Below are 25,781 nucleotides of genomic sequence, written 5' to 3' on the forward strand. Positions count from 1 at the left end.
TTTTTATATAAATTAATGCATTTATGGTGTTTTCGTTGGTTGTGTTGTTGGTACAGTTGTTGGCATAGTTGTTGGCATAGTTGTTGGTACAGTTGTTGGTACAGTTGTAGGGGCTGTTGTAGGTGCTGTAGTTGTAGGAACTAGTGTTGTACCAGTTGTAGGCGCTGGTGTAACTGTAGTCTTATTACCAGTACCACTAGTGTTTGAACAAGCTGTCATCGCGAACATACTTAACATAGCAACGGCCATTAAGATATACAATTTCTTTTTCATGAGTCTCCTCCTATCAAGTAATATTTCTTTACTTGCTTAGTATTCCACTCTATGAAAGGTTTATACATGATAAGAACGAACAATGGCTTTCTTTTCAGCCGTTATCTTCCTTGAATCACATATTTTTGAAATTGTTTTCTGTAAAATAAATAGATTTCTATTATTTTGCTTTGTTTCTAATTGTGATTTTAAACTATTTAAGAACTGTAGCACTCGATTTGAATCTATTTGAAACATTACAGTATAAGCCCAACAAATTGCCATGTTAACATAATATTCATCACTGTTAATTGATTGTAAGATTTCATCTACAATACTTACATATTCTTCATTTATGTAGTAATTTAGGCACATAACAATAAAAAATCTTATCTCATAGCAATCATTAGAATAAGCATATGGCAAAATAAAATCAAACATCTCTTTAGGATACTTTTTTGCAATTTTTAAAGACGCGCAAAAAGAATCACATGTTGACCAATTATCTAATTTTGGCACATGATAGCGGATAAATTCTTGTATTACCTCTATAGAAATATTCTTTAATTTTCCAATCACAAATCCATGTATCATAACTTCTTCAAAGTACTGAGTTTTTCCATGAGATAAAAAACCCTCAAAATCACCTTTGGCTACTTGTTTTGCAATTTCCTGTAAGATAGGAAGACGAATCCCAATCATATTATTTACTTGAGGAATTAATTTATTCACGAAATCCTTATACTTTTGCTCTTTTAAACTACATAAATAATCTAAAAAAGATTGATATGCGTTCTTTTCAAATATAACATTAGACCAATCTTCATCTAATTCTTCTTTTTTTAATCTATTCTTATCATTAACATAAGAATAGGATTGGATTTCTCTATTCATACTTTATCTTCCTTATTCATACTTTAAAAACTCGTTTGCTTATTAGGCTGGATATTTGTTCCAGGGATGACGCAGCACAATTAATGCATGAAACTAGTGTGAAGTTTTAGAATTTCTTAGGCGGCGTCTTTTAACACCTTAGTAATTCTCTTTTACACTTCTTCCTGATTTCTTCCTAATTTTCCCCTTAAGGCATCACTTTTATGTTCCGAATCATCCATGAATTCTGTCATATACTTACGATAATGCATCGCAACATGGTTTCTTTGACATGTTTTATTTTCACGCTCTTTAATTGCAATACTCTCAAAAAAAGTTTTCCAAAGCCTTTCATACCTTTCTTTTTTTTCTGTAACAGAAAGTAACGTGGCTAATTCTTCCTCTGAAATAGTAGTTAAAATCCATGCAGAGTTACTTTTATGAACGGTTGCAATTTTGCGTTTTACATCCAATATCATAAAATTTTCCTGAGAGAGCCGATCTGCAAAGTGAGGCGTAATTATTTCAAGAACATTATTTTTTGGTTCTATCTTAGCAAATAGTATTCCATTATCAAGCTCGGTAAATCGAACAAATCCAGTATATAAGTGAGCATCATTTCCTACATATCGATTTAATTCAAAAATAATTTGAACATATGGATCCGATAGATGATCTTCTACTTTTGAACCAAATGCAAAACCACGTACTAAGAAATGATAAATTGCATTTGCTTTTCTCTTATCATTACTTAATACTGCTCTCACAACCATTTGATAAGCATGATGAGATATCTTTTTTTTGATTGAATTCGCTACTTTAGAAGCATTCTCTGGATTATTTTCGACTATGATATATTCTGAAAACAGCTTTAAATTATACTCTTCTTCCATACCTAATACTTCAAGTTCTATATTATCATGTCCGTATCTTGATGCCCATGCTATATAGACAGCGGAAAAGATTCCTTCTAAACTATCTTCACATTGATAAATACGTTTTTCCTTCATAATAACCTCTATTCCGATGCACTAATTCTTTCTAATAAAGTACGAGGCTGACCTCCAGCGCATAATCAGATTATAAACTTTTCTTTCACTAGTCTTTGTTATTCTAACCATTACTAAGCATCTGAGGATCGTCAAACAACGACAATTGCTGATAAGTAATTCCGCCATTCGTGATATGACTTGGTAACTTTTCGTCTAGTTGAAGCATCTGATTGGTGATATAATTCTCTTCTATCTTAGTTGGATACATCATCTTCCCACTGCAGGTAATAAAATAAAGTGCTCGTTTTAATACTACACCAATCTTTTTTAAATCTTCAAATCTAAGCTTTGACATCTGTCTTGCCTTTACGATACGCCCTGCTGACTTTGGACCAATACCAGGAACTCTAAGTAAAGTGTAGTAATCTGCGGAATTGACTTCAACTGGGAACTGCTCTAAATTCCCAATCGCCCAGTTGCACTTAGGGTCAAAGAATACATTAAAATTAGGTCTCTCTTTCGTTAAAAGCTCTGTCGCTTCAAACCCATAAAACCTTAATAACCAATCAGCTTGATATAAGCGGTGTTCTCTTAATAATGGAGGTCCCCCTGGCAATACTGGTAATGCATTATCCTCATTCACCCGTATAAACGCAGAGAAGAAAACTCTCTTTAAGTCAAACTTCTGATATAAGGCCTCTGTTACATTAACAATCTCATAGTCAGTCTCTCCGGTTGCACCAACAATCATCTGCGTACTCTGGCCTGCCGGTACAAATCCACGATTTCCTCCGAATTGGTTCCACATAGTTAGTCCTTGAGGTTTTGAAATAACGGAAGGTGATTCTATAGTACTCGTTATTTCTTGGTTGCTATGATAAATTCGATGATTCGGAGTTAGTATCTTAGAGTCCTTCTCCTCTTCCCATCCGGTAAGAATACGATTAGAAAAACCAACTCCTTTATCTGATTTACTCTCTATAACTCGCCGTATCTGATCTTTATGTCCAATATGAAGTAAGGCATCCTCTTCTCTTTTCTGAGCAATTGATTTCTGATCAACCTTTCTTCTCGTATGCCAATAAGCACCCTTATTACCGCCCATCATACCAAAATTTTCTCTACTTTCTTCAATACCAGCCTGTATCTGGCGGATTGGATTTAGTATATTCTTTCGGTTTTTATGAGGTGCTAATAATTTTAATCCATCTGCGGTAGGTAGTTCAAGGTTTACACTCATACGGTCAGCAAACCAACCTATTGTTTCAATTAACTCTGCATCAGCACCGGGAACTGCTTTACAATGAATGTAACCATTAAAATGATATTCTGTACGTAGCATCTTAAGAGTTCTGCCTATGAGTTCCATCGTATAATTTGGGGTTTTTATGATACCAGAACTTAAAAATAATCCTTCTATATAATTTCTTCGATAAAATTCCATCGTAAGGCTGCACACCTCTTCGGGTGTAAATGTTGTTCTAGGAACATCATTCGACACACGATTAATACAATACTTACAATCGTAAATACATTCGTTTGTAAATAAAATTTTTAATAAACTTATACATCTTCCATCCGCTGAGAAAGCATGACAAATTCCACATGCCGCTGTATTTCCAATGCTACCATCTTTTCCATCCCGAGCAACACCGCTAGAAGTACATGCAACATCATACTTAGCAGCGTCAGAAAGTATAGATAGCTTCTGTTCCATTGTCATCGATTCCTGTATAATCATAAAAACCTCTCAAGGAAATTTTAATATTCGAACTTATGTTCGATATTTATTATATCATTATCTCCAAAAGATTGCAACCTATTCTCAGCCAGTATTTTCATGTATTCAAAGCATTTCCTCCACTTCGTTTCACCATATCAATTAAAGGAGATGTAGAAATGACTTATCGAATTGAAAAAAAGGATATATGCAGATGCTCCTGACATTGAAGTCTACATAGACCCTAATCCGTTAAATACCAGATATGAAGTTTGGATTCCGGTAAAAAAAGCGGCAGATCTATAACCAATATAATTTAAAAAGCTCTCTTTAAGATAAACAGCTAACTATTTATCTTAAAGAGAGCTTTTCTTGTTCATAGTAAGGAAAAGAACCCTACTTAAACCAAACATTAATACAAAATAATAAAAATAATGCGAAAGCACCGATAAAAGCACCAGCGACAAGCAATGCTGCTAGCAAGGAACTATATATAAGTTTGCGTGTCTCTCGTCCATTTAACTCAGGTAAATTTTGACGTCTTTTTAGCTCCACTTCTTCTAACTCTTTTTGATACCATGGCAGTCCTTCAATGTTCATGTCAGCTACTTTCCTGCCATCATCAACAAATTCACCTCGCGTAAAAGAAACTTCTTCTTTAGAAGCCGTGAACTCATCATAAGCTCTTCTGTCTTCGACTTCTTTCTGGATATCCTTATCTAAGATATCAGGAGATACGCCAGTTGTGGCTCCTACATTTGAAGTTCCATCCATATAGTAAGGTTTATCTGCAATATTTGATTCGTCCATAATATCAAAGTTCTGAGAGAAAAAAACTTCGTTTGTATTTAAATGATCTAAGCCTACATTTTCTGGCATTCCGATTGAGAACTCATTTCCTTTAATACCAATTCCCATCTCTTCTTTCTTACCCATAGTTATCTCCATTCAAAAGCCTGCGACTTCATTGCGCAGGTACAATATCTACTTATTGATTATACATGAAAATAAGAGTTATTTCACTAACTTTAGTATTCTCTCTTATTTACTAAAACATGTAAGAAAAGTCATACAATAATTAGTATGCTTTGCAACCTTTACTTGTCATGAACTAGAAGAATCAGCCTCGCAAACCATCCTAGTCATAAAAATTAATATGAAACAAAAAACCAGTACAAATAAGTTCTTGTTTCCTCTTACTTGTACTGGGTCTTTCATAATATAAAGAATTAATTTATTCCTTCTTGCTTTGAATTATATAGATGGCAACGAACGATATGGCCATCTCCAACCTCATTTGGCTGTGGTACTTCCGTCTTACAAATTTCCATACACTCACTACAACGAGTATGGAACTTACATCCTGATGGAGGATTTGCAGGAGAAGGTATATTTCCCTGAAGGATAATACGATTCATCTTAGCATGAGGATCTGGCATAGGAATCGCGCTAAATAACGCCTTTGTATACGGATGCAATGGTTCCTTAAAGATATCAACCTTATCACCGTACTCAACCATGGTACCAAGATACATAACACCGATTGTATCGGAAATATGCTCAACAACGGATAAGTCATGGCTAATAAAAAGATAAGTTAAATTATATTCCTTCTGAAGATCCTTTAGAAGATTAATAATCTGCGCCTGAATGGAAACGTCAAGAGCAGATACCGGCTCATCACAGATAACAAAATCAGGATTTAGGGCAAGTGTTCTTGCAATACAAATTCTCTGTCTTTGTCCACCGGAAAACTCATGTGGATAACGGTCTGCATGGAAACTTTGTAAACCACAAGATGCCATAATTTTATCAACGTAAGAGTTTAACTCTTCCTTTGGTACAATTTTATGCTGTCTTACCGCCTCACCGATGATTTCACCAACTGGTAATCTCGGAGAGAGAGAAGAATAAGGATCTTGGAAGATAATTTGCATCTTTGGACGAAGTGCACGTAAATCTTTCTTAGAAAGCTTGTGTATATCTTGTCCATTAAAGATAACCTCTCCACCAGATTTATCTTGAAGTTTTAAGATGGTACGTCCAATTGTTGTCTTACCACAACCAGACTCACCAACAAGTCCCATCGTAGTACCACGCTTAATGTTAAAGCTTACACCATCAACAGCTTTTACATAATTTTTAGCTCCGCCTAATACACCAGACTTAATTGGATAATATTTTTTTAAATCACGTACTTCAAGGATATAATCTTCGTTACCTTTTCCTTGATTTACTGTATTTTTATTAGATTGTTTGTCCATATTATGCCTCCCCTCCTTCATTTTCGGAATAGCGATAACAGGATACAACATGAGTATCTGATAATTTTACTTCCCCTGGATATACACCTTCACATGCTGCAACACAACGATCACAACGATCTTTAAAATAGCAATAATTTGGCATATTAACTGGATTAGGTACTTTACCAGGTATACTGTATAAACGATCTACTATCTTATTTACTACTGGTTTCGAATTCATTAAACCAATGGTATAAGGATGGCTAGGATTATCGAAAATTTCAGCAACCGTACCTTTTTCAATTACTCTACCGGCGTACATAACAACAACATAGTCTGCCATCTCAGCAATTACTCCTAAATCATGAGTAATAAGCATAATAGAGCTATTAATTTTATTCTTAAGGTTACGTAAGATATCAAGAATCTGTGCTTGTATTGTTACGTCTAAGGCTGTTGTTGGTTCATCCGCAATAATTAATCTAGGATTACATGCTAGTGCCATTGCTATCATAACTCTCTGTCTCATACCACCAGATAGTTCATGAGGATACATCTTATATACACCCTCAGCATTTGCAATACCAACAAGCTTTAACATATCTACGGAACGAGTTTTTACTTCATTTTTGCTCATACTCTTATTGTGAAGCTCTATTACTTCATCAATTTGAGGTCCGATACGAAATACAGGGTTTAAGCTAGTCATTGGCTCCTGGAAAATCATTGAAATCTGATTTCCTCTTAATTTACGCATCTCTGCAGTAGGAGTTTTTGCAACATCATATACATCTTTTCCTGTATTAAAACGAATTGCACCGTCAACTATCTGTCCCTGTGGTCGTTGTACTAATTGCATTAGAGAAAGACTTGTTACACTTTTTCCACAACCAGATTCTCCAACGACACCTACGGTCTTACCAATTGGAATATCAAAAGATACACCATTTACTGATTTTACCGTTCCAATATCTGTAAAGAAATAAGTATGAAGATTATCAAATTCGACAACATTATTGTTGTCCTTCATCTGAGTCATATACTCTTCCTTTGGTATATTTCTACGATTACGTTTCTTTTCAAATTGATTCGTAATCTTTCTATTCTCACGTGAGATTTTTCTAGATTCTTTTCCAGAAATATAATTCGCTTTTTTTGCACTATTCTTCTCTTTTGACATTTGCTTCACCTACCTTTTCATCTTAGGGTCAAACGCATCACGTAAACCATCACCAATAAAGTTAAATGCTAATACGGTTAAGAGAATACAGATACCAGCTGGAATCCAAACAAACCAATAATTAGTCATAACATGAACATTGGATACTGATGTAATAATATTACCCCAAGAAGCAAATGGGAACCTAACACCAATACCTAAGAAACTTAATGTAGATTCTGTTAAGATAATGCTACCAAGACCCATAGTTGCCATAACGATTAACTGTGGAATTACATTAGGTATTAAGTGACGGAAAATTCTTCTTGGAATTGATATACCCATCGCTTCGGTAGCCGTCATAAATTCTTGTTCACGAAGAGAAAGAATCTGACCACGTACCATACGTGCTATACCAGGCCATCCAAGTAATCCCATAATAGCCATTAAGGAATAAATTCGAACCTGTGGACTTGCTTTTAAGGAATCCATTACAGAACCTAAAATTATGATCAGTGGCATGGATGGAATACAATAAAAGATATCTACAATTCGCATGATAAGATTATCCACCCACTTACCAAAGTAACCTGCAATACCACCTAAGACAACTCCAAGGAATGTCTGTATTGATACTACAATAAATCCTATCATTAAGGAAATACGACCACCATACATCAAACGTGTCATAATATCCATACCATTTCCATCAGTTCCAAGCCAGTGTTCCTTACTTGGTTTTTCATAAATACGAATTAACTGAGTTGCAGAGTCTGCTTTCACTGTATACTGCTCGTTTTTACGCTCGATTTTATATACTATTTCATTTCCTTCAGCATCTGTCTGAGTAACGGATGTTTCACCATCGTTGATTGCTTGTTGAATTAATGACTTAAATTCAACGTCAAGGAAAACGTCATTTCCTATAGGTGCTACAACAAAATCAGAAAGCTGAGCATAGTTTACTTGATTACCATTTTCATTATAATAAATTGTTCCAGAGCTTCCTTCTGGCTCAATATAATAAGTGACACCTTCCACTTCAAAGCTAGTTTTTCCTTCATTAAAAGCTTTTTCCGCTTGGATTTTAAATTCTATGCTAAGTTTTGTAGCTGCGTCATAAGCATCAAAAATCTTATGAGACGCTAATGCAACATCATCAAGTACGCCTAAAGAGTACTCTTTTCCTTGATTGGAAACTTGATAGGTAACCCCATCCACAGTAAAGCTAGTTTCTTTCGCATCAATTGCTGCTAAAAAACCGTTCTTAACTTCTTCTGATAATTTTTTTCCATCTACAGCCTTAACATCTGCAATACCACGAATCATTGTAGCAGTTGCATACTTATCCATAAGGGAAATTCGGTAAAGATTCTCCCCTTCTTTTGTTAATGCATATACTTTTCCCATAGAAGTAAATTCACTTTTACCTGAACTCACTGCAAGGATTACTTCTGCCTTCACAGCGGATGGAAAGTTTTTTCCGTCTGCTGTTGTATAACGAAATTCTTTATTCTTAGTAACGCTAGCGTATTCTTTTGACATAGTTTCGTATCCCATAAATACCTGACTTTCGCCATATGGGCTTACAACCCCGCCTACGAATGCAAATAGAAACATACCAACAATGATAAATGAACCAATAATTGCAAGTTTATTACGAATAAATCTTTTAAATACTAACATGGAAGGAGACAGAACTTTTACTCTTTGATCTTCATCAAGTACTGTCTTTTTCTCTGCTGATTGATTCATAGTTTTCTCATTTTTGGCAGGTTGATTATTCTGAACAAGAGAAGCATTGCTTTGATTCTGCTTGTTATTTTCATTTTTATTCTCCATAAGTGCTCCCTCTGCCTTTAATTGATGACAAGTAAGAAATAATCTGACTCATCTTTATTCTTATTTTATAACTATTTTAATTATCATCCAACACGTACACGAGGATCTACCACTGCGTACAAAATATCAGATATTAAGTTACCCATCAATGTTAAAGCTGCCATAAATGTCATGTAAAACATGAAAAATGGAATATCACCATTTGTCATGGCTAAATAAGAGGTATAACCGATACCTGGAATCTGGAACAAAGTTTCAGTAATCATAGCACCCGCAAATAATCCAGGGAGTGTTCCACCAATGATTGTTACAATTGGTATCAGAGTATTTCTAAAAGCATGCTTGTTGATTACTGTACTTTCAGAGAGCCCCTTAGCTCTTGCTGTTCGGATAAAATCCGAATTTAATACTTCTAACATATTGGTTCTTGTATAACGCATCAAACTACCAACACTAATAATTACTAATGTAGCAATCGGCAATACAAAATGAGCCGCGACATCGAGGAATTTCCCCCATGTATCTAACTGGTCGTATAAACGTCCAACTTTTCCATATAAATCAAACCAACCAAGGTGAATAGAAAAGATTAATTTAAGAATTGTTGCAAAGAAAAATCCTGGTAAGGAGATACCAATTAATGCAAATACTGTAACTGCATAATCTGTTTTACTGTATTGTTTTCTTGCAGAAAGAATACCAAGCGGTATTGCTATAACAATCTCTAAAATAAAAGATACTACTCCTAGATAAAAGGAGTCCCAAATAACACTGGAAAACTTCGCAGTAACTGGTATATTAAAATACCAAGAATCACCGAATTCACCACGAACCGCGGATGCTAACCAACGGAAAAAACCTTCTATAATTCCACAATCCATACCATACATAGTTCTTAATTGATCTAACCATTCAGTATAGCTTTTGGCTCCTGGAAGAGAGGCTCTTTCTCTCGCTAGTTTTTCGATGTAGGAAGTTGGAATACAGCGGATGATTGTATAAATGATCAATGATACAAAGAACAAGATCACTATACTAGTTAAAACTCTTTTTACAATATATTTCCACATAATAAACCTCTCACTATCTACTTTTATGTTTTGCTCACCTGTAACCTAACCATAACTAAGATTTGTACTATTTTGGTTACCCTTACTTCCTCTGACTTAACGAAAATGAAGTGGATAGCTTATTTTAGACAAAGGCCAAAACTGCACAACTCATCAAACGTCTAGGACGTTTTGCGTCCGTAAACGTATGTGTACAAATTTGACCTTTGTCCGAATACAAAACAAGTTGAATTAGTAAGCTCTTCACCTTACGTGAAGAAAAGAGCCTTATTTCATTTCAATCTTTTCAATATCGTTAGTCCATTTCCAGAAGGTTGTTATATCAGGAGTAACTGTATCTGTGTTTACACGGTCGTTAGCAAATATAATACAGTTCTGTCTCTGGTATACAGGAATTTCAACACCCCAATCAAGGATAATGTCAAGACAAGTCTTATATGTCGCTTTTCTGTAAGCTTGATCAGCACTTTTTCTAGCATCCATAATTAACTGGTCTAACTGATCATCTGCAATATGACAGTGATTGGAATCAGAACCACCTTTACCAAGAATGTTTGTACTGTAATATACCTGGTACATATCTGGATCAATAGTTGCACTCCAAGCGGCAACAAACATTTCCTGTGTTCCTGCTTCTATTTTATCCCACATTACATTAGAATCAGATGGATCATTAATTGTTATTGTAATACCGATCTTAGCAAGATCTTCCTTTGCCTTTGCAAGAATTGCGAAGGATGGGTGATCTCCTTTTCCATCTGCGCCAATTAAAATCTCATAATCTAATTTAGCACCTTCTGGAGCTTTTGTGAATTTTCCTGTTGCTTCATCAAAAGTATATCCTGCTGCTTTGAAATATTCTATGGAAGCATTTAAAGCTGCTTCATATTTCTGGTCAGCTGTCATATCTGCTGTATAGATATCGTTACCATCTACTGTCTGAGCGTAAGCAACTTTGTAATCTTCATCAGATTTCTGTGGTGCTGCCCAAGAAGTATTAGAGATAGGGTAGTTAATAACACTTGCTACTTCACCATAGTAGCTATCAATAGCTACATCACGATATACTGTAAATATAGTAGCAATTCCTTTTCTTAAATTCTTAGATTGTTCAGAAGCTGGATCACTACCAACTTTAACAGTATCCGCATTAATACCAATGTATCCATAACCAAGATTATCTACTGTATTTGTAATAATCTTATCACCGGATAATTCTTTATTTGAATTGTAGTTTGCAATTTCATCAAAAGCTGCAACACTACCGGATGGATCTGCAATATCGATTGTACCTGTACCAACACCAGAGATCTTATCAGCTTCTGCTGTTTCTTTATACTGAATATACTTTGTCTTAGGCTGTCCCTTGTAGTAATTTTCATTTGCTTCAAGGTAAACAACTTTGTTATCATATTTTACGAATTTATAAGGACCTGCGCCCATAGGCTTTGTAGTCTTTTCTTTTACAATAGATAAATCACCTCTAGTAAAACCAAAGCTATTATTATCATAGTCATATTTAGACTCATCTCCATAGTAGTGCATTGGAGAAATAGAAATACCACAAATATTGTAGATAGCAGATGCATCAAAACCCTTTGTTGTTACTTCAACTTCAGTCTGGCTGATTTTCTTAATACCAGCAATATTAGCAACCTCATCTCCGCCTTTTGAAAGTTTCTCTTCTAATAATACATTAGAAACTACTTCTTTAACCTGGTCAGCAAAGTAAGTTTCATCTCCTGCATACGCTTCACCAAGAGCTTGGTAATTAGCACCATAAGCTTCAATAATATCTGCTAAAACTTTAGCTTCATCTTCTACCTTAGAAGAATCATAACTTTCATCTACGCTATAGAAGTGAGCAAATAAATCTTTTGTTACAGGATATTTTTCTGTGTACTCTTTATAAGAATCTTTACCATAGAGACCTTTTGCCCAGTCAAGCTCTGAAGTTAATGTTGGAGCAATTATTTCTTTATTGATTGCTTCTTTGGATGCATCACTTAAAGAAGCAAGTTCTTTAGCAATTTCATCCTCAGTTACTACAGTGTTCTCTGCATTAGAATTGTTCTTACGATAATTTAACATACCAACGATTGGTGTTGAGTATAATGTAGAACTTCCATCATAAGTTGTATCAGATAATACGTAATAAGAGAAGATAATATCGTCAGCGTCCATTACATGGCCATCACTAAACTTAATGTCATCACGAATCTTAATATTATAAGTGGTGGTATCAGCAGCTTCATCACGGTTTACTGTAATATCACTTACACCTTTATAAAGGTAATCCGTACCATTGTAAGGAACAGTTTCACCTTCAATTGAATTTAAAATTAGACCACCAGTTCTATCTGTAGTTAACATCTGAACTTGTGTTAAGTCAGCGAGATCTTTATCGTAACCAGTAGTAGCAAAAAATGGACTAAATTTTTCGCTAAACTGTAAGGTACCAACTACTAAAGGTTTATCACTAGAATTACCAGTAGTGTCTCCTCCGTTCGGGTTTTCCCCTGACTGATTGCCACTATTTTTCTTTCCACAAGCTGCTAATGCAACGCACATGGATAAAACAAGAAAAACAGACAATGCTTTTTTAAACTTGTTTTTTCTCATAGTCTCTCTCTCCTTTTTTCGGGTCATAAAATTATGTCCTAGAATATTGAGAATATTAACATGATTAACTACTTTTGTCAATGCGATAAAAACCCATAAAAATCTCTTATTATGGAATTTTTTACAATATCCGTGTGCTTTACCACGTTAAATCACTATTAAATAACATTTTTATCCTTTTTTTATATCTATTTTTCACAACATTTTATTCTATTTCAATAATATTTTTGTTAATCGTTTTTTGATGTTGCATGAATAATATTGATAAGACTGTAATTACCAAAATACCGCTTAAGAAAACATAGTCCTTAGAAGTAAAATCTGTGATTTTATTCCGTACCAAATATAGAATCTCACCTATCGTACAGGCAATGGCGAGAATCAACATGGATAATGTAGTTTTTCTCATTCTTTGAATCGTTAACTCATATTCTTTAACTGTCATATCACCTGTAATATTTAGTAATTTTATTGTCCCCATATTTGTATAGAATATAGGAAGAAACAAAAATACATAAGGTAACACAACATAGAGCATTCTAGAACTTTCATTATTTAAAAAACCTAGAAAGGTAAACAGTATAAAAAAAACTAAGCCATAGATGACATTGATCCATTTCGCTTTTTTTATTTTTTTATTATCCATTTGGATACGATAATATTTACCATGGTAGGTTATATTCTTCTTTTCTTTATACTTATTTCCTTCTTTCGTAACTTCTGTGTTAATATCGTAATCATTTACATAAGCTCTTTTTCTTTTCATCAAACTTCATCCTTTATATAAAATTTGTTGTTTAAACATCTTAAATAATCACTAACAGGCATACATGTTATAATCTACTCTATATTATAAGTAAATAACATAGGAGATTTATGGTAATGTTTAATACGTTTTGTTTATGCTGTACCCGTGTGTGTGTTATAGACTCTCACCTATATAGGTATGCCATGTGTAACAAAATAATAAAAAAAGTGCATCATCTTGGAAGCACTTTAATCGTCTGTATTTCATTTACTAAAATACTATGTATCAATTAAACTAAATTTAACTTAACCAAAGTGCTATAAGTAAGAAGACGCCAAATAATAATATAAACATTGTGATAGCAACTGGTAAAATCGCTTGTAATGCTCCAAATATCATTGCAACTCTTTCTTTTGTCGTCAATTTTAAATCAGATAATTTTTGTCGTTCAGTGGAATATTTTTTAGGCATATACCATGAAAATCCCTCTATATTCATATCGGTTATCGACCTACCATCATCCACAAAGGTCGGTTTCTTTTTCGTAGCGTCTTTGCTATCTTTCTCATTCTCCACTTTGTTGCGTTCGATGATTTGTCCAACCTTCTTAAAATCGCTCATTAAGAACATCCTTTCTTCTATATATAATATATATCTGTTCTCTATATTACTTTATATTTCGCCATATGTCTACTAAATAGCCTTTTTAGTTGCTTTATACGATTATGCTTATCAAGTCTCAATCTTTGTGGCGAAGTCACTGTGTCTAGGCGAAGATACTTCGCCAGCTGAAACCCGTAGGGTGGGTGCGCATCCCTCGGAGAGTTTTTGATTTATAGAATTGAGATACAATTTCCTATAAATCAAAAAATAAGTACTGTTCAGCAATTGCTTTGCAGTACTTATTTTTAATTCTAACTCTTACAAGGAAAAACACGCTTTTCGAACTTTTCCTTGCCATGAATAATAATGTTCTTTCATTATTTATATAAATGACAAGCAACTTTATGCCCTTCCGTTATTTCCTTAAACTCTGGAGCTTGTGTCTTACAAATTTCCATACATTCTGGACAACGAGTACAGAACTTACATCCTTTTGGAGGATTTGCTGGAGATGGTAAATCTCCTTGTAATATAACACGTTTCATTTTAACAGTTGGGTCAGGCATAGGCACCGCACTAAAGAGTGCTTTCGTATATGGGTGAAGTGGGTTATTAAAAATATCCTCATTTGCACCATACTCTACCATATTACCAAGATACATAACACCAACAGTATTCGAAATATGTTCAACTACAGATAAGTCATGTGAAATAAACAAATAAGTATAATCATATTTATCTTGAAGGTCTTTTAATAAGTTTATAATCTGTGCTTGAATGGAAACATCAAGTGCAGATACCGGCTCGTCACAAACAATAAATCTAGGACGAAGTGCAATTGCTCGTGCGATACAAATTCTTTGTCTTTGCCCACCTGAGAATTCGTGTGGGTAGCGTTCATAGTAATGAGGCTGTAATCCACAATCTTTCATTACTCGTAATACATATTCTTTTAAAGCACTCCTTGGAACAATGTTATGTGCGCTGACTGCTTCTCCAATAATGGATCCTACGGTAAGTCTTGGGCTTAAGGAAGAGTAAGGATCTTGAAATATTATTTGAATTTGCGGTCTTAAATTTCTAAGTTGTCTTTGGGATAACTTCGCTAAATCTTGACCATTAAATATAACTTTTCCATCTGTTAATTCATGAAGGCGTAAAATAGCTCTTCCGATGGTTGTTTTACCGCAGCCAGATTCGCCAACCAATCCCATTGTAGTTCCTTGAGGAATATCAAAAGATACGTCATCCACTGCTTTTAAATATTGTGTAGGACGACCCAATAAATCTGTTCCGATGGTAAAATATTTTTTAAGATGTTGAACTGATAAGCATATCTCACTCATCCTTTACCACCTCCGTACTTTCATTCTCTTCATGCTTTGTATCATTATATAAATAACATGATACAAGATGCGTATTACTAAATTTTCTTACGCTTGGATATGGGCCTTCACAAGCAGCATGACAACGGTCGCAACGATCCTTAAAATAACATGTTTGAGGCATATTAATTGGATTTGGAACCTGACCAGGAATACTGTATAAGCGATCCACCTTTTTATTTACTACTGGTTTACTCTTCATTAAACCAACCGTATATGGATGCTTTGGTGATAAGAATATCTCTTTTGCAGTTCCCATCTCAATAATTCTACCTGCATACATTACAACAACAAAATCTGCCATCTCTGCTACTACACCAAGATCATGTGTAATTAACATAATACTACCATTTATTTTTTCACGCACGGAACGAAGTAAGTCTAGTATCTGTGCTTGAATCGTAACATCTAGTGCTGTTGTTGGCTCATCTGCAATAATTAATTTAGGATTACAAACAAGTGCCATCGCTATCATTACACGTTGTCGCATACCACCTGACAATTCATGTGGAAAATTATCATAAACACCTTCTGGGCGAGCAATTCCAACCTGCTTTAGCATTTCAATTGATTTCTTCTTTGCAGCTTCTTTGCTTGCACCCGGGTTATGAAGTAATGTAACCTCATCTAGTTGGTAACCAATTGTAAACACTGGATTTAAGCTTGTCATTGGTTCCTGAAATATCATTGCAATATCTTTACCACGTATTTTTCTCATCGCTTCAATCGGCATCTTTGCTATATCATAGCACTTTTCACCATCATTATAACGAATGGAACCACTGACAATCTGACCCTGAGGAGATTGTACTAACTGCATCAAAGATAAACTTGTTACACTCTTCCCACATCCAGACTCTCCAACTACACCAACAGTACTATTAGCAGGAATACTAAATGTTACACCATCTACTGCTTTCACAGTACCTGCATCCGTAAAGAAATAGGTATGTAAGTCTTCAAACTCAACAATGTTTTTAGAATCCTTCATTGTTGTTATATACGTATCTTCACTTATATTTTTTTTGTGTTTCTTAGCTTCTAATTCCCTTGTTGTTTTCCGATTATATTTTGTTATAGCTCTTTCTTCTTGACGGGTAATATAATGCCCGTTATCTTTCTTTGCTTTCGCCATAGCATTATCCCCCTATCTCTTCATCTTAGGATCAATTGCATCTCGCAATCCATCACCAACAAAGTTAAATCCCAAAACTGCAAGTACAATTAATATTCCAGGTGGAATCCAAAGATTTGGATAATACTGTAAGATACTTTGTCCCTTCGATGGATCCGCAAGGGAAATCATCGTTCCCCATGCTGCTTTTGGTATTTGTACTCCAAGGCCTAAGAAGGATAACGTTGATTCAAATAAGATAATAGAACCAAGTCCTAATGTCATCTGTACAATTAATTGTGGCATAACATTTGGAACTAAGTGCCTAAAAATTTTAGCTTTGGCAGAGATACCAGTTGCTTCAGCAGCAACCATATACTCTTGTTCACGTAACGATAAAATCTGTCCTCTTACCATACGAGCTGTACCAGCCCATCCAATAATAGTAAGAAAGGCCATTAAATAATAAATACGACTACCTACCGGGATAATTGATACTGGTGTCGCTTGTAATACTGACGATAATACGATCAATACCGGTAATGTCGGGATACTGTTTAAGATATCTACCAAACGCATGATTAGCATATCAATCTTTCCACCAAAGTATCCAGAAATTCCGCCAAACACTATTCCTATCATTGATTCTAAGAATATAACTAAGAAGCTGATCGTTAACGAAATCCTTCCGCCATACATTAAACGGACTAATACATCCATTCCATTCGTATCTGTTCCTAGCCAATGCTCCTTAGATGGTGCTGCTCTGTAATTATCATAACCTGTTGATACATCAAAAAACGTATATTTCTGACCATCTGCTCCCGTAAATGATTCAGAAGAAGTAACTTTTACCTCAGTAGGAATCGGAAACACTTGTGTTTCTCCATATGGAATAAACAACGGTCCCAAATAACTAAACAAAAATAAAAACACAATAATAACTAAGCCTACCACAGATAAACGGCTTCTGAAAAAACGTTTCATAACTAAACGTGTTGGAGACAGCGCACGTACGCTATCGCTCAAGCTCTCATGCTCTAACTCTATAGCCTGAACATTTGTATTATTTTCTTCACTCATCTTCAGACCTCCTTATTGCAGTTTCACACGAGGATCCACAATTGCATACGATATATCTGCAAGTATGGTACCTAATACGGTTAATATAGCTATAAACATCATATATCCCATAACAAATGGAATATCCCCCTGCAATATTGCTTTATAAGAAGTCGACCCAATACCAGGAATTGCAAATACCGTTTCTGTTATCAATGCACCGCCAAATAAACCTGGAATACTTCCACCTAGCATAGTTACAATAGGTATTAGAGTGTTGCGGAATGCATGTTTATAAATAACCGCCTTCTCGGACAACCCTTTTGCCCTTGCAGTACGGATATAATCAGAATTCAATACTTCTAACATGTTGGTTCTTGTATAACGCATCAAACCACCAATGTTTAAAATAACAAGAGTTGTCATTGGAAGTACTAAATGATGAATTTTATCAAGAACTTGTTTAAAACCTTTTATTATTTGTGTCGCATCAGACAGTCCCTGTAATGGAAACCATCCAAGCCCTATAGAGAATATACGTAACAATAATGCACCTAAGAAAAATGAAGGTAGCGAGATACCTATCATAGCTAGTATTGTAACTATATAGTCAGCTGCACCATATTGCTTCGTTGCCGCTACGATACCAAGTGGTATCGAAATTAATATATTTAATATCAATGCCACTAGCGATATACCAAATGAAATCCACATATATTTTCCAATTACTTCATGAACAGGACGTCCATATACAAATGACACACCAAAATCAGCACGAGCAGCCTTGGATAACCACTGTCCGTAACTTTTTAAAATACCACCTATGGAATTGTCTCCTATACCATACAACTCTTTCATTCTTTGAACATCTTCTTTTGTTAACTGACCTTGAGCAACCTGCGCTGCGGTATGCTGGTCAATATAATCAGCTGGCATCATTCGAACGATAAAATAAATTATAATAGATACCCCAAATAAAATGATTATAGAAACTGCAAGTCTTTTTATTAAATATTTGAACATGTTTTTACCCCACATTGTAGAAAGGGGGCGAAAGCCAACGCCCCCTTTCATAATTTCAAAAGAATTGTTTTATTGTAGAGTTTCTCTACTTGTAGACTTTTAAATTTTAAAACTATTTGTCAAGTAAGCTAATATCCCAGAGTGCGTAAATTGGTGATCTGTAAGGTGTAGTCTTATCTGCTGGAGTTAAGCTAGTAGGATCAATGATACTCTTGTTATAAACAAACATGTTCTTTCTCTGATAGGTTGGTAGTTCAACTGCTATTTCCATAGCCTTATCAAGTGCTTCTGAATAAATTGGTTTTCTTTCATCTACATTAAGAGTAGAACGTCCCTGTTCAATCAATTCATTTAAACGTACAAGGATCTCTTTCTCTTCTGCGGTACCATTTTCAAATAAATAATAAAGTCCTGAAGCCTTTGGAGAAGTAGCTTGATTCTTAGAAGGATCGGAATAATATACCTGGAACATATCAGGATCTATCGTTGCCACCCAAGCTGCTGCCCAGACAGAAATAACACCCTCATTTATTTTACTTAAAAGGTTTTGATCAACATCAATAATTACTTCAACACCGAGCTTTTCAAGTACTTCTTGAGTCTTTAAGAACACCTGACCAGCTGGGTGATCATCTGCACTCGATGGAATTGTAAATTTAAAGGATGGCTTGCTTCCGTCTGGTGCTAATAATTTACCATCCGCTGTCTCTTTATAACCTGCTTTTAAGAAGTACTCTTTAGAAGCTGCACCTGTTTCATCGAATGGGTACATTGCTGTACATCCTTCAGGATATGCCCATGATACCTGGCTAACTGGTCTATGAATAACTTGTGCTAAACCTCCTGGATAAGCGCCTAATGTTAGAGCGGTATCCATAGCAGACATAAGTGCGCGTCTTACATTAAGATCAGGTATAAGCTCTGCATTAATACCGATATAACCATAACCTAAATTGTCAACTAATACATAGTTTAAATGAGAATAAGCAGAATCTGAAGTGATCTTATTGATCGTTGTTGCACTAGCCTTAGGATCAGAATAGTGAACATCGCCAGTTAATACAGAGTCTAATTCAGAACCAGCATTAATTGTTTTGTATCTTAAATATTTAACCTTTGGAGCACCAAGCAAAAAGTAATCATTTGCTACAAAATAACAAATACCATTATCATAAAACTGATCTGAAGTTGGATTCTCTGAGTTTTTAGCATCTGTCATCTTATAAGGACCTGCACCCATTGGTAAACCGTTAAATTCTTTTAAACCAAACATAAATTCTGCGCTAGAAAAATCAACACCGAAATTATCAACGCCATTTGCAGCATCATGTCTTGCCTGACCTGCATAGTAATGCATAGGTGCTACTTCAAACGTAAAGTTCCAGATTGCCTTAGGGTCAACACCATTTAATACTACCGTAACTGTCTCACGTTCTACACCATCAGAGCAAACTTCCTTCCCCTTTGAGATACCGCTAATACTCTTGACAGTACCTTTGTTTGCTTCAAGATATACAGATTTTTCTTCTCCTGCGAAGAATGCCTTAGCATCATCAACTGTAGTATAGCCAAATGCTTCATCAAATTCTGCAGCATTAATTGTTTCTTTAATGCACTTCACTGAAGCATTAATATAATCTTCCTCTGTGTAAGTACTCATTTTATCTACTGTTAAACCTGTAGCTTCATCAATAACGTAAGCACCATTTTTGTATGTAATTAAATCTCTACCAATACAGCTTGATGTGTAATAAAGAATAATGGATTGAGGTGCAGATGTTAAGAAATCTTCTGGTCCAACTAATCCAAGCTTTTCTGGAGTATATTGACCTTTCACTAAGTCATTATTATCAGCTGTAACACTCTCTTTCACAAGTTCCCATAATTTATCAGTAACTACTGCCTCACCATTACCAGCAAGTGCGGCATCAACTTTCTTATTAGCTGCCTCAGTGAACTCTGCAAGTTTTGCTTCTGCTGAGCTCTCATCTAAAATCTGAGCTTGATAAGCTTTTAATCCCTCAATGTTCATTGAATATAAAGTAGAGGAACCATCATATTTAGGATCTAAGAATACATACAAGTTAAATAATACGTCATCTGCATTTAATACATGGCCATCACTAAATTGAATACCATTCTTAATCCAGAATTTGTAGGTAGACTTTGATTGATCCTCGTTTGTTGTCATCTTAAAATCCCATGCAGCAGTTGGTTCATTAACACCTGCTACTGGCTCAGCTGACTCATTGTTGTAAATTAAAGTGATTTGAGTACTATCGTAGATTTTACGATCAGGTTCACTCGTACCGAAGAATGGTGTAAACTTTCCATCCAGTGTTAAAGTACTAATAACCAACGGATTGTTCGCGTTTGCAGCAGAACGAGGTGTGGATGCATCTCTTCTACCTGCTGGAACATCTGGTTCTACAGTTTTTTCTTGCCCTTTGTCATCGCCTGCAGCTTCAGTTGGAGCTACAGTTGGCGTAATATCCTTATTTACATCTTTTTCTCCCTTACCACAAGCTGCTAAAGAAAGAATCATAGTCATGCAAAGAAGTAACGCTACCAATTTCTTTGTTTTCTTCATAATTTTCCTCCGTTTTCTTTATTATAATTATAGTCTTAGGACTTAATTACCAATGAATATATTGGCCTTATCTATATTTGTTGCGATGTTAACCTTAGATTAGAAATAGTTTCATCATTCCTTATTTTTGCTCTATTATTTCTAAATTCCCAGAGGTTGTTAATTTGTTTGTATTGATATTATTAAATACACTATTGTTTATCTTAGTTGAATAATCACCAGCAACATAACTGGATGCGACAATATCAATGCTACACATACCATCTGATGCTATCGTTATACCATCAAAGGTACAATTTTCTATCGTTGTTTTCTTGGTACGTCCTGCTAATGCGCCAACACAAAGTTTTACATTGGAAGATTTATTAATTACAATATTCGCATCCTTTATTGTTAGATTTCTTATCTTAGCACCTTCTAACTTCGAAAATAATCCATAAGATACTTCACCCGCTGTTTTAGCAGCAATTCCAGAAACACGATTTTTAACATTTAAGTTAAGATCTTTGATGGAATATCCATTACCGTCCAATACACCACTAAAAGTTTCAATTGGTGTCCATTCTTCAGTTGATAAATCAATATCATTCGCTAATATATAATGTCCATCTGGCTTTTCAGCAATTGCCTTTAGTTGATTTGCTGTTTTAACTCGAATCATATCACCTTCAATAAACTTACAATAAATATTTATTTGAGCTTTACCGCCGTTCGAGTAATCAATATCATCCTCTTCAATCACTTTATCAAATACAAATTTTTCAGTACACTCCGGATCCTTATAGTAGTCAATTAAGGTAAATCCGTTTTTCTTTGGTTCTGTTGAAGTAGGGCGTTTTAATTCGCTGCCAACATTAATCGTCCATTTTAACAAGATGTCTTCCTTAGGATTTGCTGCATCCAAAAAGTTAATGGATGGATTCTCAGCCCATCTAGCATATAAAATCAACTTTTTATCGCTGGTATTTTCATCAGAAACTCGGTCCGCCGAGAAATCCCATAAATCTTCTTCGTTAAAATGATAGTTAGTTCCATTCGTACTTTCTTCTGTTGTATACTTTGTGTACCATCCAACTAATGACTTATCACCAAATTTAGGTTGCACAAGCATGCCGGCAGTTCCACTAGGCTCAAATAATAAAGAATTCCCTGCATAATATACAACACGTTTATCTACTTGATTAATGTTCCCGCCCAATGTATCGTATGTAACTTCGTACTCATACCCCTGTTCTGCCGGATGTATAAACAGAGAACTAGTTCCTACACTACAGCCACCAAGTAACATTGTTGATGTAGCTAATACCAATATCATAAATCCCTTTTTCAATTTGTACATAGTTTCCTCCCAAGATTAACCAAAACCTCCGAATAAAAAAATAGAAACCAACCCATACCAAATATAGGAATGCTTCTTCGCAGATTTATTATGTAAATTTTGTTAAAGCATACCAAATTATAGCAGTACTGGATATTAAAGTCAATAATTTGTTTGCTGATGAATTTGATTTCTTTTGTTGTCCCGACCATTGTTTTATGTTCAAAATATTAATGTTTTAGTATTCAAATAAACATTTATTTTAAAATTATTTTAAACATTTAAATATTTATTTTACGCTTTTCTTAGTAAATTTGATCGGAATCCTCCTTTCCATTTATTATTTAAACTTACAAAGCATTAAATGTTTCAAATTTGATTATTGCTTTGATTTTGATTCTCTTTTGATTTAGTTATAACTCATTTTGATCTTTTGATCTTTTAGTTTTATTTAAATATTGGAATTACTTTGATCTTTTAGCTTTATTTATATATTGGAATTGGAAATACTTTAATCTTTTAGCTTTATTTAAATATTGGAATTGGAATTACTTTAATCTTTTAGCTTTATTTATATTGGAATTGGAATTACTTTTGATTGAATATTGGATTATGTATTTTACTACTAGAATAGATTAAAAATTAAATATGCAAACATTTATATCTTTTTATAAAAATATTGCAACTATATTTTACTTTATGAACAAGCTTATTAATTCTTTTTATTTTTAATGACAGAATCTTATCTACAAAAAATTACATCATTTTATACTATTCAATTATTAATAAGAATCTTCGTTTTTATATTATCGAATTCTAAAAATTCTGTGATTATCTAAATATATTATTTAATCTCAATTTTCTTTGTATTAGATATGCGTATATAGACTTCATAGTTTTGACTTGAAAAGGTATATTACCCTCTTTTGATTTAGTAAATTTAGTTCATTTTTTCTTATGATGATGCAATGTTGTTTTGCATTGTTGCTTTATTATTGTATTACCGTACTAAAGTATTGTCAAGCCCATTTTAAGCAATTCTCTTATGATATTTATTTAACATTTTAATTTGTAAATATCATACCATCCATTCTATTAGTTTCTTACTTTTATAAATTTATTAACTCAAATTTCCTCTAAAGAATCGAGATTAATATAAGAATCCTCCCTCACTCTCCTTATCTTAACACTGCCATTTCATTTTCGACATGATTGTAATGTAGGTGATTTACATAATGTGACAGAATGCGACAATTTGTATGATGAATTATCTTATATTTAGGAAGAATAATAGGTCAAAATTTATCGCCGACCAAGTACTTCCCACATATAATACATTATAGCATTATTATGGAGGCCAATCATGGATTCAAATACTACTACAAATGAATTTCTCCATGTAGATCATTTAAGCTACTCGTATCACACCTTAGCTGGAGAGACTACTGCATTGAAGGATGTCAGCTTCCATGTATCAGAGGGTCAATTTCTTGCAATAGTAGGGCCCAGCGGATGTGGTAAATCAACTTTACTATCTCTAATTGCAGGATTAATAAAACCTGATACTGGAAGTATTTATATTAAAGGGAAGGATACCAAAAATTCAGGCTTAAATATTGGTTATATGTTGCAAAAAGACCATCTTCTGGATTGGAGAAGCACATTGCGAAATGTCGCACTTGGTCTGGAGATTCAACATAAATACTCAGACCAAAGCATGGTAATAATTAATCATCTGCTAGAGACTTATGGGCTAATCTCATTTATTGATTCAAAGCCAACAGAATTATCTGGAGGAATGAGACAGCGTGCTGCGTTAATACGTACACTGCTTTTACAACCAGATATCCTGCTATTAGATGAACCATTTTCAGCGCTAGACTATCAAACACGTCTTGAAGTTTCGGATGACATCTGTAAAATTATCCGCAAGGAAAATAAGACTGCCGTACTAATCACTCACGATATAGCGGAAGCAATCAGTACAGCGGATAAGGTGATTGTGCTTTCGAATCGACCAGCTTCCATAAAAAAGGAATTTGAGATTAGCTTAACCTCGAAGGATGAGTCTCCATTGCAAAAGCGTTTAGCTCCTGAATTCAGTACCTATTTTAATTTAATCTGGAAGGAGTTGACGTCCCTATGATGCATCGTATTAAAAAAGAGGATTTCTTATCTGCCTCTGCAATCCACCAAGCGTATCTGAAACGATATCAAAAAAGAGTAACGAAAATTCGTATCTCGCAATGGATCATATTTTTATCCTTTTTAATTTTATGGGAGTTATCGACAAGGTTGGGATGGCTAAATTCATTTATATTCAGTAGCCCTTCCAGAGTTGTGAAGTGTTTTGCTACAATGGCACAAGACGGAACAGTATTTTACCATATCGGTATTACACTTTTTGAAACCTTCATAAGTTTTGGTTTAGTTATAGGAATCGGGCTCCTCGTCGCAGTCTTATTATGGTGGAATGAAAGTGTTGCTAAGGTGCTAGAACCTTATCTTGTGGTTCTTAATAGCCTTCCAAAGTCGGCTCTTGCACCAGTTTTTATTGTTTGGCTCGGGAATAATATGAAGACAATTATTGTAGCAGCGGTAACGGTCGCAGTCTTTGGTACAATTATAACGTTATATACCAACTTCAACTCTACAGAGCAAGATAAATACAAACTCATTTATACCTTGGGGGGTACCAAAAAAGATGTCCTATTTAAAGTAGTTCTTCCAGGTAACCTTCCTTCAATTATTAGCTGTATGAAAGTCAATATTGGCCTGTCTCTCGTTGGTGTTATCATAGGAGAATTCCTTGCAGCGAAGGCTGGTTTAGGATATCTCATTGTCTACGGTTCACAAGTCTTTAAACTAGATTGGGTTATTATGAGTATTGTTATACTATGCATCGTTGCAACAGCATTATATGGAATCCTTTCGTATGTTGAAAGAAAAGTAAGAAGAATCTAACTCTATTTGGCTAATAAAAATTATCTAAATTAGTATAAATTGAAATATAAAGTTATAATATTAAGTTTAAATATAAAGTTAATATATCACAAAGCATAAAAGCCAGCGTTAGAAACGCTGGCTTTTATGCTTTGTTTGATCCGCTCCTATGGAATCGAATGAATCAAACCTCCTACCTGATATAACCTTAATTTAAAA

The 25,781-nt window shown here is 34.5% G+C and carries 20 protein-coding genes; 2 read left to right on the forward strand and 18 right to left on the reverse strand.

Annotated features, from left to right (window positions below; translation table 11 throughout):
• Positions 1–21: 21 nt before the first annotated feature.
• From RTP52_RS05805 to RTP52_RS05890, 18 genes are all read right to left on the reverse strand, one after another.
• Entirely contained in the window at positions 22–273 is a 252-nt protein-coding gene (locus tag RTP52_RS05805; RefSeq protein ID WP_312101482.1) for a hypothetical protein, read from the reverse strand.
• A 60-nt stretch (positions 274–333) separates the two neighbouring features.
• Complete coding sequence (locus tag RTP52_RS05810; protein ID WP_312369814.1) at positions 334–1,146, reverse strand: DNA alkylation repair protein; 813 nt, start codon at positions 1,144–1,146, stop codon at positions 334–336.
• 152 nt (positions 1,147–1,298) lie between these two features.
• Complete coding sequence (locus tag RTP52_RS05815; RefSeq protein ID WP_312369816.1) at positions 1,299–2,135, reverse strand: TIGR03915 family putative DNA repair protein; 837 nt, start codon at positions 2,133–2,135, stop codon at positions 1,299–1,301.
• A 103-nt stretch (positions 2,136–2,238) separates the two neighbouring features.
• Positions 2,239–3,858, reverse strand: coding sequence for a putative DNA modification/repair radical SAM protein (locus RTP52_RS05820; RefSeq protein ID WP_312369818.1), 1,620 nt, complete (start codon positions 3,856–3,858; stop codon positions 2,239–2,241).
• A 375-nt stretch (positions 3,859–4,233) separates the two neighbouring features.
• A complete protein-coding gene (locus tag RTP52_RS05825) occupies positions 4,234–4,773 on the reverse strand; it encodes a hypothetical protein (protein WP_312369819.1) in 540 nt (179 codons plus the stop codon).
• 293 nt (positions 4,774–5,066) lie between these two features.
• Positions 5,067–6,101 carry an ABC transporter ATP-binding protein gene (locus RTP52_RS05830; RefSeq protein ID WP_312369820.1) on the reverse strand — a complete coding sequence of 345 codons (1,035 nt, stop codon included), beginning with the start codon at positions 6,099–6,101 and terminating at the stop codon, positions 5,067–5,069.
• Between the two features lies 1 nt (position 6,102).
• A complete protein-coding gene (locus RTP52_RS05835; protein ID WP_312101495.1) occupies positions 6,103–7,263 on the reverse strand; it encodes an ABC transporter ATP-binding protein in 1,161 nt (386 codons plus the stop codon).
• Positions 7,264–7,272: 9 nt separating this feature from the next.
• The gene (locus tag RTP52_RS05840) at positions 7,273–9,084 is read right to left on the reverse strand and encodes an ABC transporter permease (protein ID WP_312369821.1); all 1,812 of its coding nucleotides are present in this window, start codon (positions 9,082–9,084) and stop codon (positions 7,273–7,275) included.
• 83 nt (positions 9,085–9,167) lie between these two features.
• Positions 9,168–10,154 (reverse strand): ABC transporter permease, encoded by a 987-nt coding sequence (locus RTP52_RS05845; protein ID WP_312101499.1) that lies wholly within the window; start codon positions 10,152–10,154, stop codon positions 9,168–9,170.
• 267 nt (positions 10,155–10,421) lie between these two features.
• Positions 10,422–12,776 carry an ABC transporter substrate-binding protein gene (locus tag RTP52_RS05850; RefSeq protein ID WP_312369823.1) on the reverse strand — a complete coding sequence of 785 codons (2,355 nt, stop codon included), beginning with the start codon at positions 12,774–12,776 and terminating at the stop codon, positions 10,422–10,424.
• 205 nt (positions 12,777–12,981) lie between these two features.
• Positions 12,982–13,542 carry a hypothetical protein gene (locus tag RTP52_RS05855; protein ID WP_312369825.1) on the reverse strand — a complete coding sequence of 187 codons (561 nt, stop codon included), beginning with the start codon at positions 13,540–13,542 and terminating at the stop codon, positions 12,982–12,984.
• Between the two features lie 282 nt (positions 13,543–13,824).
• Positions 13,825–14,145 carry a hypothetical protein gene (locus tag RTP52_RS05860; protein WP_312104330.1) on the reverse strand — a complete coding sequence of 107 codons (321 nt, stop codon included), beginning with the start codon at positions 14,143–14,145 and terminating at the stop codon, positions 13,825–13,827.
• A gap of 359 nt (positions 14,146–14,504) precedes the next feature.
• The gene (locus RTP52_RS05865; RefSeq protein ID WP_312104328.1) at positions 14,505–15,473 is read right to left on the reverse strand and encodes an ABC transporter ATP-binding protein; all 969 of its coding nucleotides are present in this window, start codon (positions 15,471–15,473) and stop codon (positions 14,505–14,507) included.
• The gene (locus RTP52_RS05870; RefSeq protein ID WP_312369828.1) at positions 15,466–16,647 is read right to left on the reverse strand and encodes an ABC transporter ATP-binding protein; all 1,182 of its coding nucleotides are present in this window, start codon (positions 16,645–16,647) and stop codon (positions 15,466–15,468) included. The genes RTP52_RS05865 and RTP52_RS05870 overlap by 8 nt, the downstream gene beginning before the upstream one ends.
• A 12-nt stretch (positions 16,648–16,659) precedes the next feature.
• Entirely contained in the window at positions 16,660–17,709 is a 1,050-nt protein-coding gene (locus RTP52_RS05875) for an ABC transporter permease (RefSeq protein ID WP_312104323.1), read from the reverse strand.
• Positions 17,710–17,721: 12 nt separating this feature from the next.
• Positions 17,722–18,711 (reverse strand): ABC transporter permease, encoded by a 990-nt coding sequence (locus RTP52_RS05880; protein WP_312104321.1) that lies wholly within the window; start codon positions 18,709–18,711, stop codon positions 17,722–17,724.
• Positions 18,712–18,823: 112 nt separating this feature from the next.
• Complete coding sequence (locus tag RTP52_RS05885; protein ID WP_312369831.1) at positions 18,824–21,301, reverse strand: ABC transporter substrate-binding protein; 2,478 nt, start codon at positions 21,299–21,301, stop codon at positions 18,824–18,826.
• Positions 21,302–21,422: 121 nt separating this feature from the next.
• Complete coding sequence (locus RTP52_RS05890) at positions 21,423–22,640, reverse strand: hypothetical protein (RefSeq protein ID WP_312369833.1); 1,218 nt, start codon at positions 22,638–22,640, stop codon at positions 21,423–21,425.
• A 1,342-nt stretch (positions 22,641–23,982) separates the two neighbouring features.
• Here RTP52_RS05890 and RTP52_RS05895 point away from each other — a divergent pair.
• Positions 23,983–24,765: an ABC transporter ATP-binding protein gene (locus RTP52_RS05895; protein WP_312104313.1), complete on the forward strand. Its 783-nt coding sequence runs from the start codon at positions 23,983–23,985 to the stop codon at positions 24,763–24,765.
• Positions 24,762–25,583: an ABC transporter permease gene (locus RTP52_RS05900; protein WP_312104310.1), complete on the forward strand. Its 822-nt coding sequence runs from the start codon at positions 24,762–24,764 to the stop codon at positions 25,581–25,583. Before RTP52_RS05895 ends, RTP52_RS05900 begins: the two co-directional genes overlap by 4 nt.
• The last annotated feature ends 198 nt before the right edge of the window (positions 25,584–25,781 follow it).

This window comes from Lachnoclostridium sp. (assembly GCF_031997925.1).
In the GTDB taxonomy this organism is placed as follows: Bacteria; Bacillota; Clostridia; order Lachnospirales; family Lachnospiraceae; genus Lachnoclostridium.

Coding starts and splice junctions, on each gene's coding strand:
- RTP52_RS05830 (WP_312369820.1), bottom strand. CDS start 6,101: ATGGACAAACAATCTAATAAAAATACAGTAAATCAAGGAAAAGGTAAC.
- RTP52_RS05810 (WP_312369814.1), bottom strand. CDS start 1,146: ATGAATAGAGAAATCCAATCCTATTCTTATGTTAATGATAAGAATAGA.
- RTP52_RS05855 (WP_312369825.1), bottom strand. CDS start 13,542: ATGAAAAGAAAAAGAGCTTATGTAAATGATTACGATATTAACACAGAA.
- RTP52_RS05890 (WP_312369833.1), bottom strand. CDS start 22,640: ATGTACAAATTGAAAAAGGGATTTATGATATTGGTATTAGCTACATCA.
- RTP52_RS05825 (WP_312369819.1), bottom strand. CDS start 4,773: ATGGGTAAGAAAGAAGAGATGGGAATTGGTATTAAAGGAAATGAGTTC.
- RTP52_RS05865 (WP_312104328.1), bottom strand. CDS start 15,473: ATGAGTGAGATATGCTTATCAGTTCAACATCTTAAAAAATATTTTACC.
- RTP52_RS05850 (WP_312369823.1), bottom strand. CDS start 12,776: ATGAGAAAAAACAAGTTTAAAAAAGCATTGTCTGTTTTTCTTGTTTTA.
- RTP52_RS05870 (WP_312369828.1), bottom strand. CDS start 16,647: ATGGCGAAAGCAAAGAAAGATAACGGGCATTATATTACCCGTCAAGAA.
- RTP52_RS05900 (WP_312104310.1), top strand. CDS start 24,762: ATGATGCATCGTATTAAAAAAGAGGATTTCTTATCTGCCTCTGCAATC.
- RTP52_RS05845 (WP_312101499.1), bottom strand. CDS start 10,154: ATGTGGAAATATATTGTAAAAAGAGTTTTAACTAGTATAGTGATCTTG.
- RTP52_RS05875 (WP_312104323.1), bottom strand. CDS start 17,709: ATGAGTGAAGAAAATAATACAAATGTTCAGGCTATAGAGTTAGAGCAT.
- RTP52_RS05840 (WP_312369821.1), bottom strand. CDS start 9,084: ATGGAGAATAAAAATGAAAATAACAAGCAGAATCAAAGCAATGCTTCT.
- RTP52_RS05895 (WP_312104313.1), top strand. CDS start 23,983: ATGGATTCAAATACTACTACAAATGAATTTCTCCATGTAGATCATTTA.
- RTP52_RS05860 (WP_312104330.1), bottom strand. CDS start 14,145: ATGAGCGATTTTAAGAAGGTTGGACAAATCATCGAACGCAACAAAGTG.
- RTP52_RS05805 (WP_312101482.1), bottom strand. CDS start 273: ATGAAAAAGAAATTGTATATCTTAATGGCCGTTGCTATGTTAAGTATG.
- RTP52_RS05885 (WP_312369831.1), bottom strand. CDS start 21,301: ATGAAGAAAACAAAGAAATTGGTAGCGTTACTTCTTTGCATGACTATG.
- RTP52_RS05880 (WP_312104321.1), bottom strand. CDS start 18,711: ATGTTCAAATATTTAATAAAAAGACTTGCAGTTTCTATAATCATTTTA.
- RTP52_RS05820 (WP_312369818.1), bottom strand. CDS start 3,858: ATGATTATACAGGAATCGATGACAATGGAACAGAAGCTATCTATACTT.
- RTP52_RS05835 (WP_312101495.1), bottom strand. CDS start 7,263: ATGTCAAAAGAGAAGAATAGTGCAAAAAAAGCGAATTATATTTCTGGA.
- RTP52_RS05815 (WP_312369816.1), bottom strand. CDS start 2,135: ATGAAGGAAAAACGTATTTATCAATGTGAAGATAGTTTAGAAGGAATC.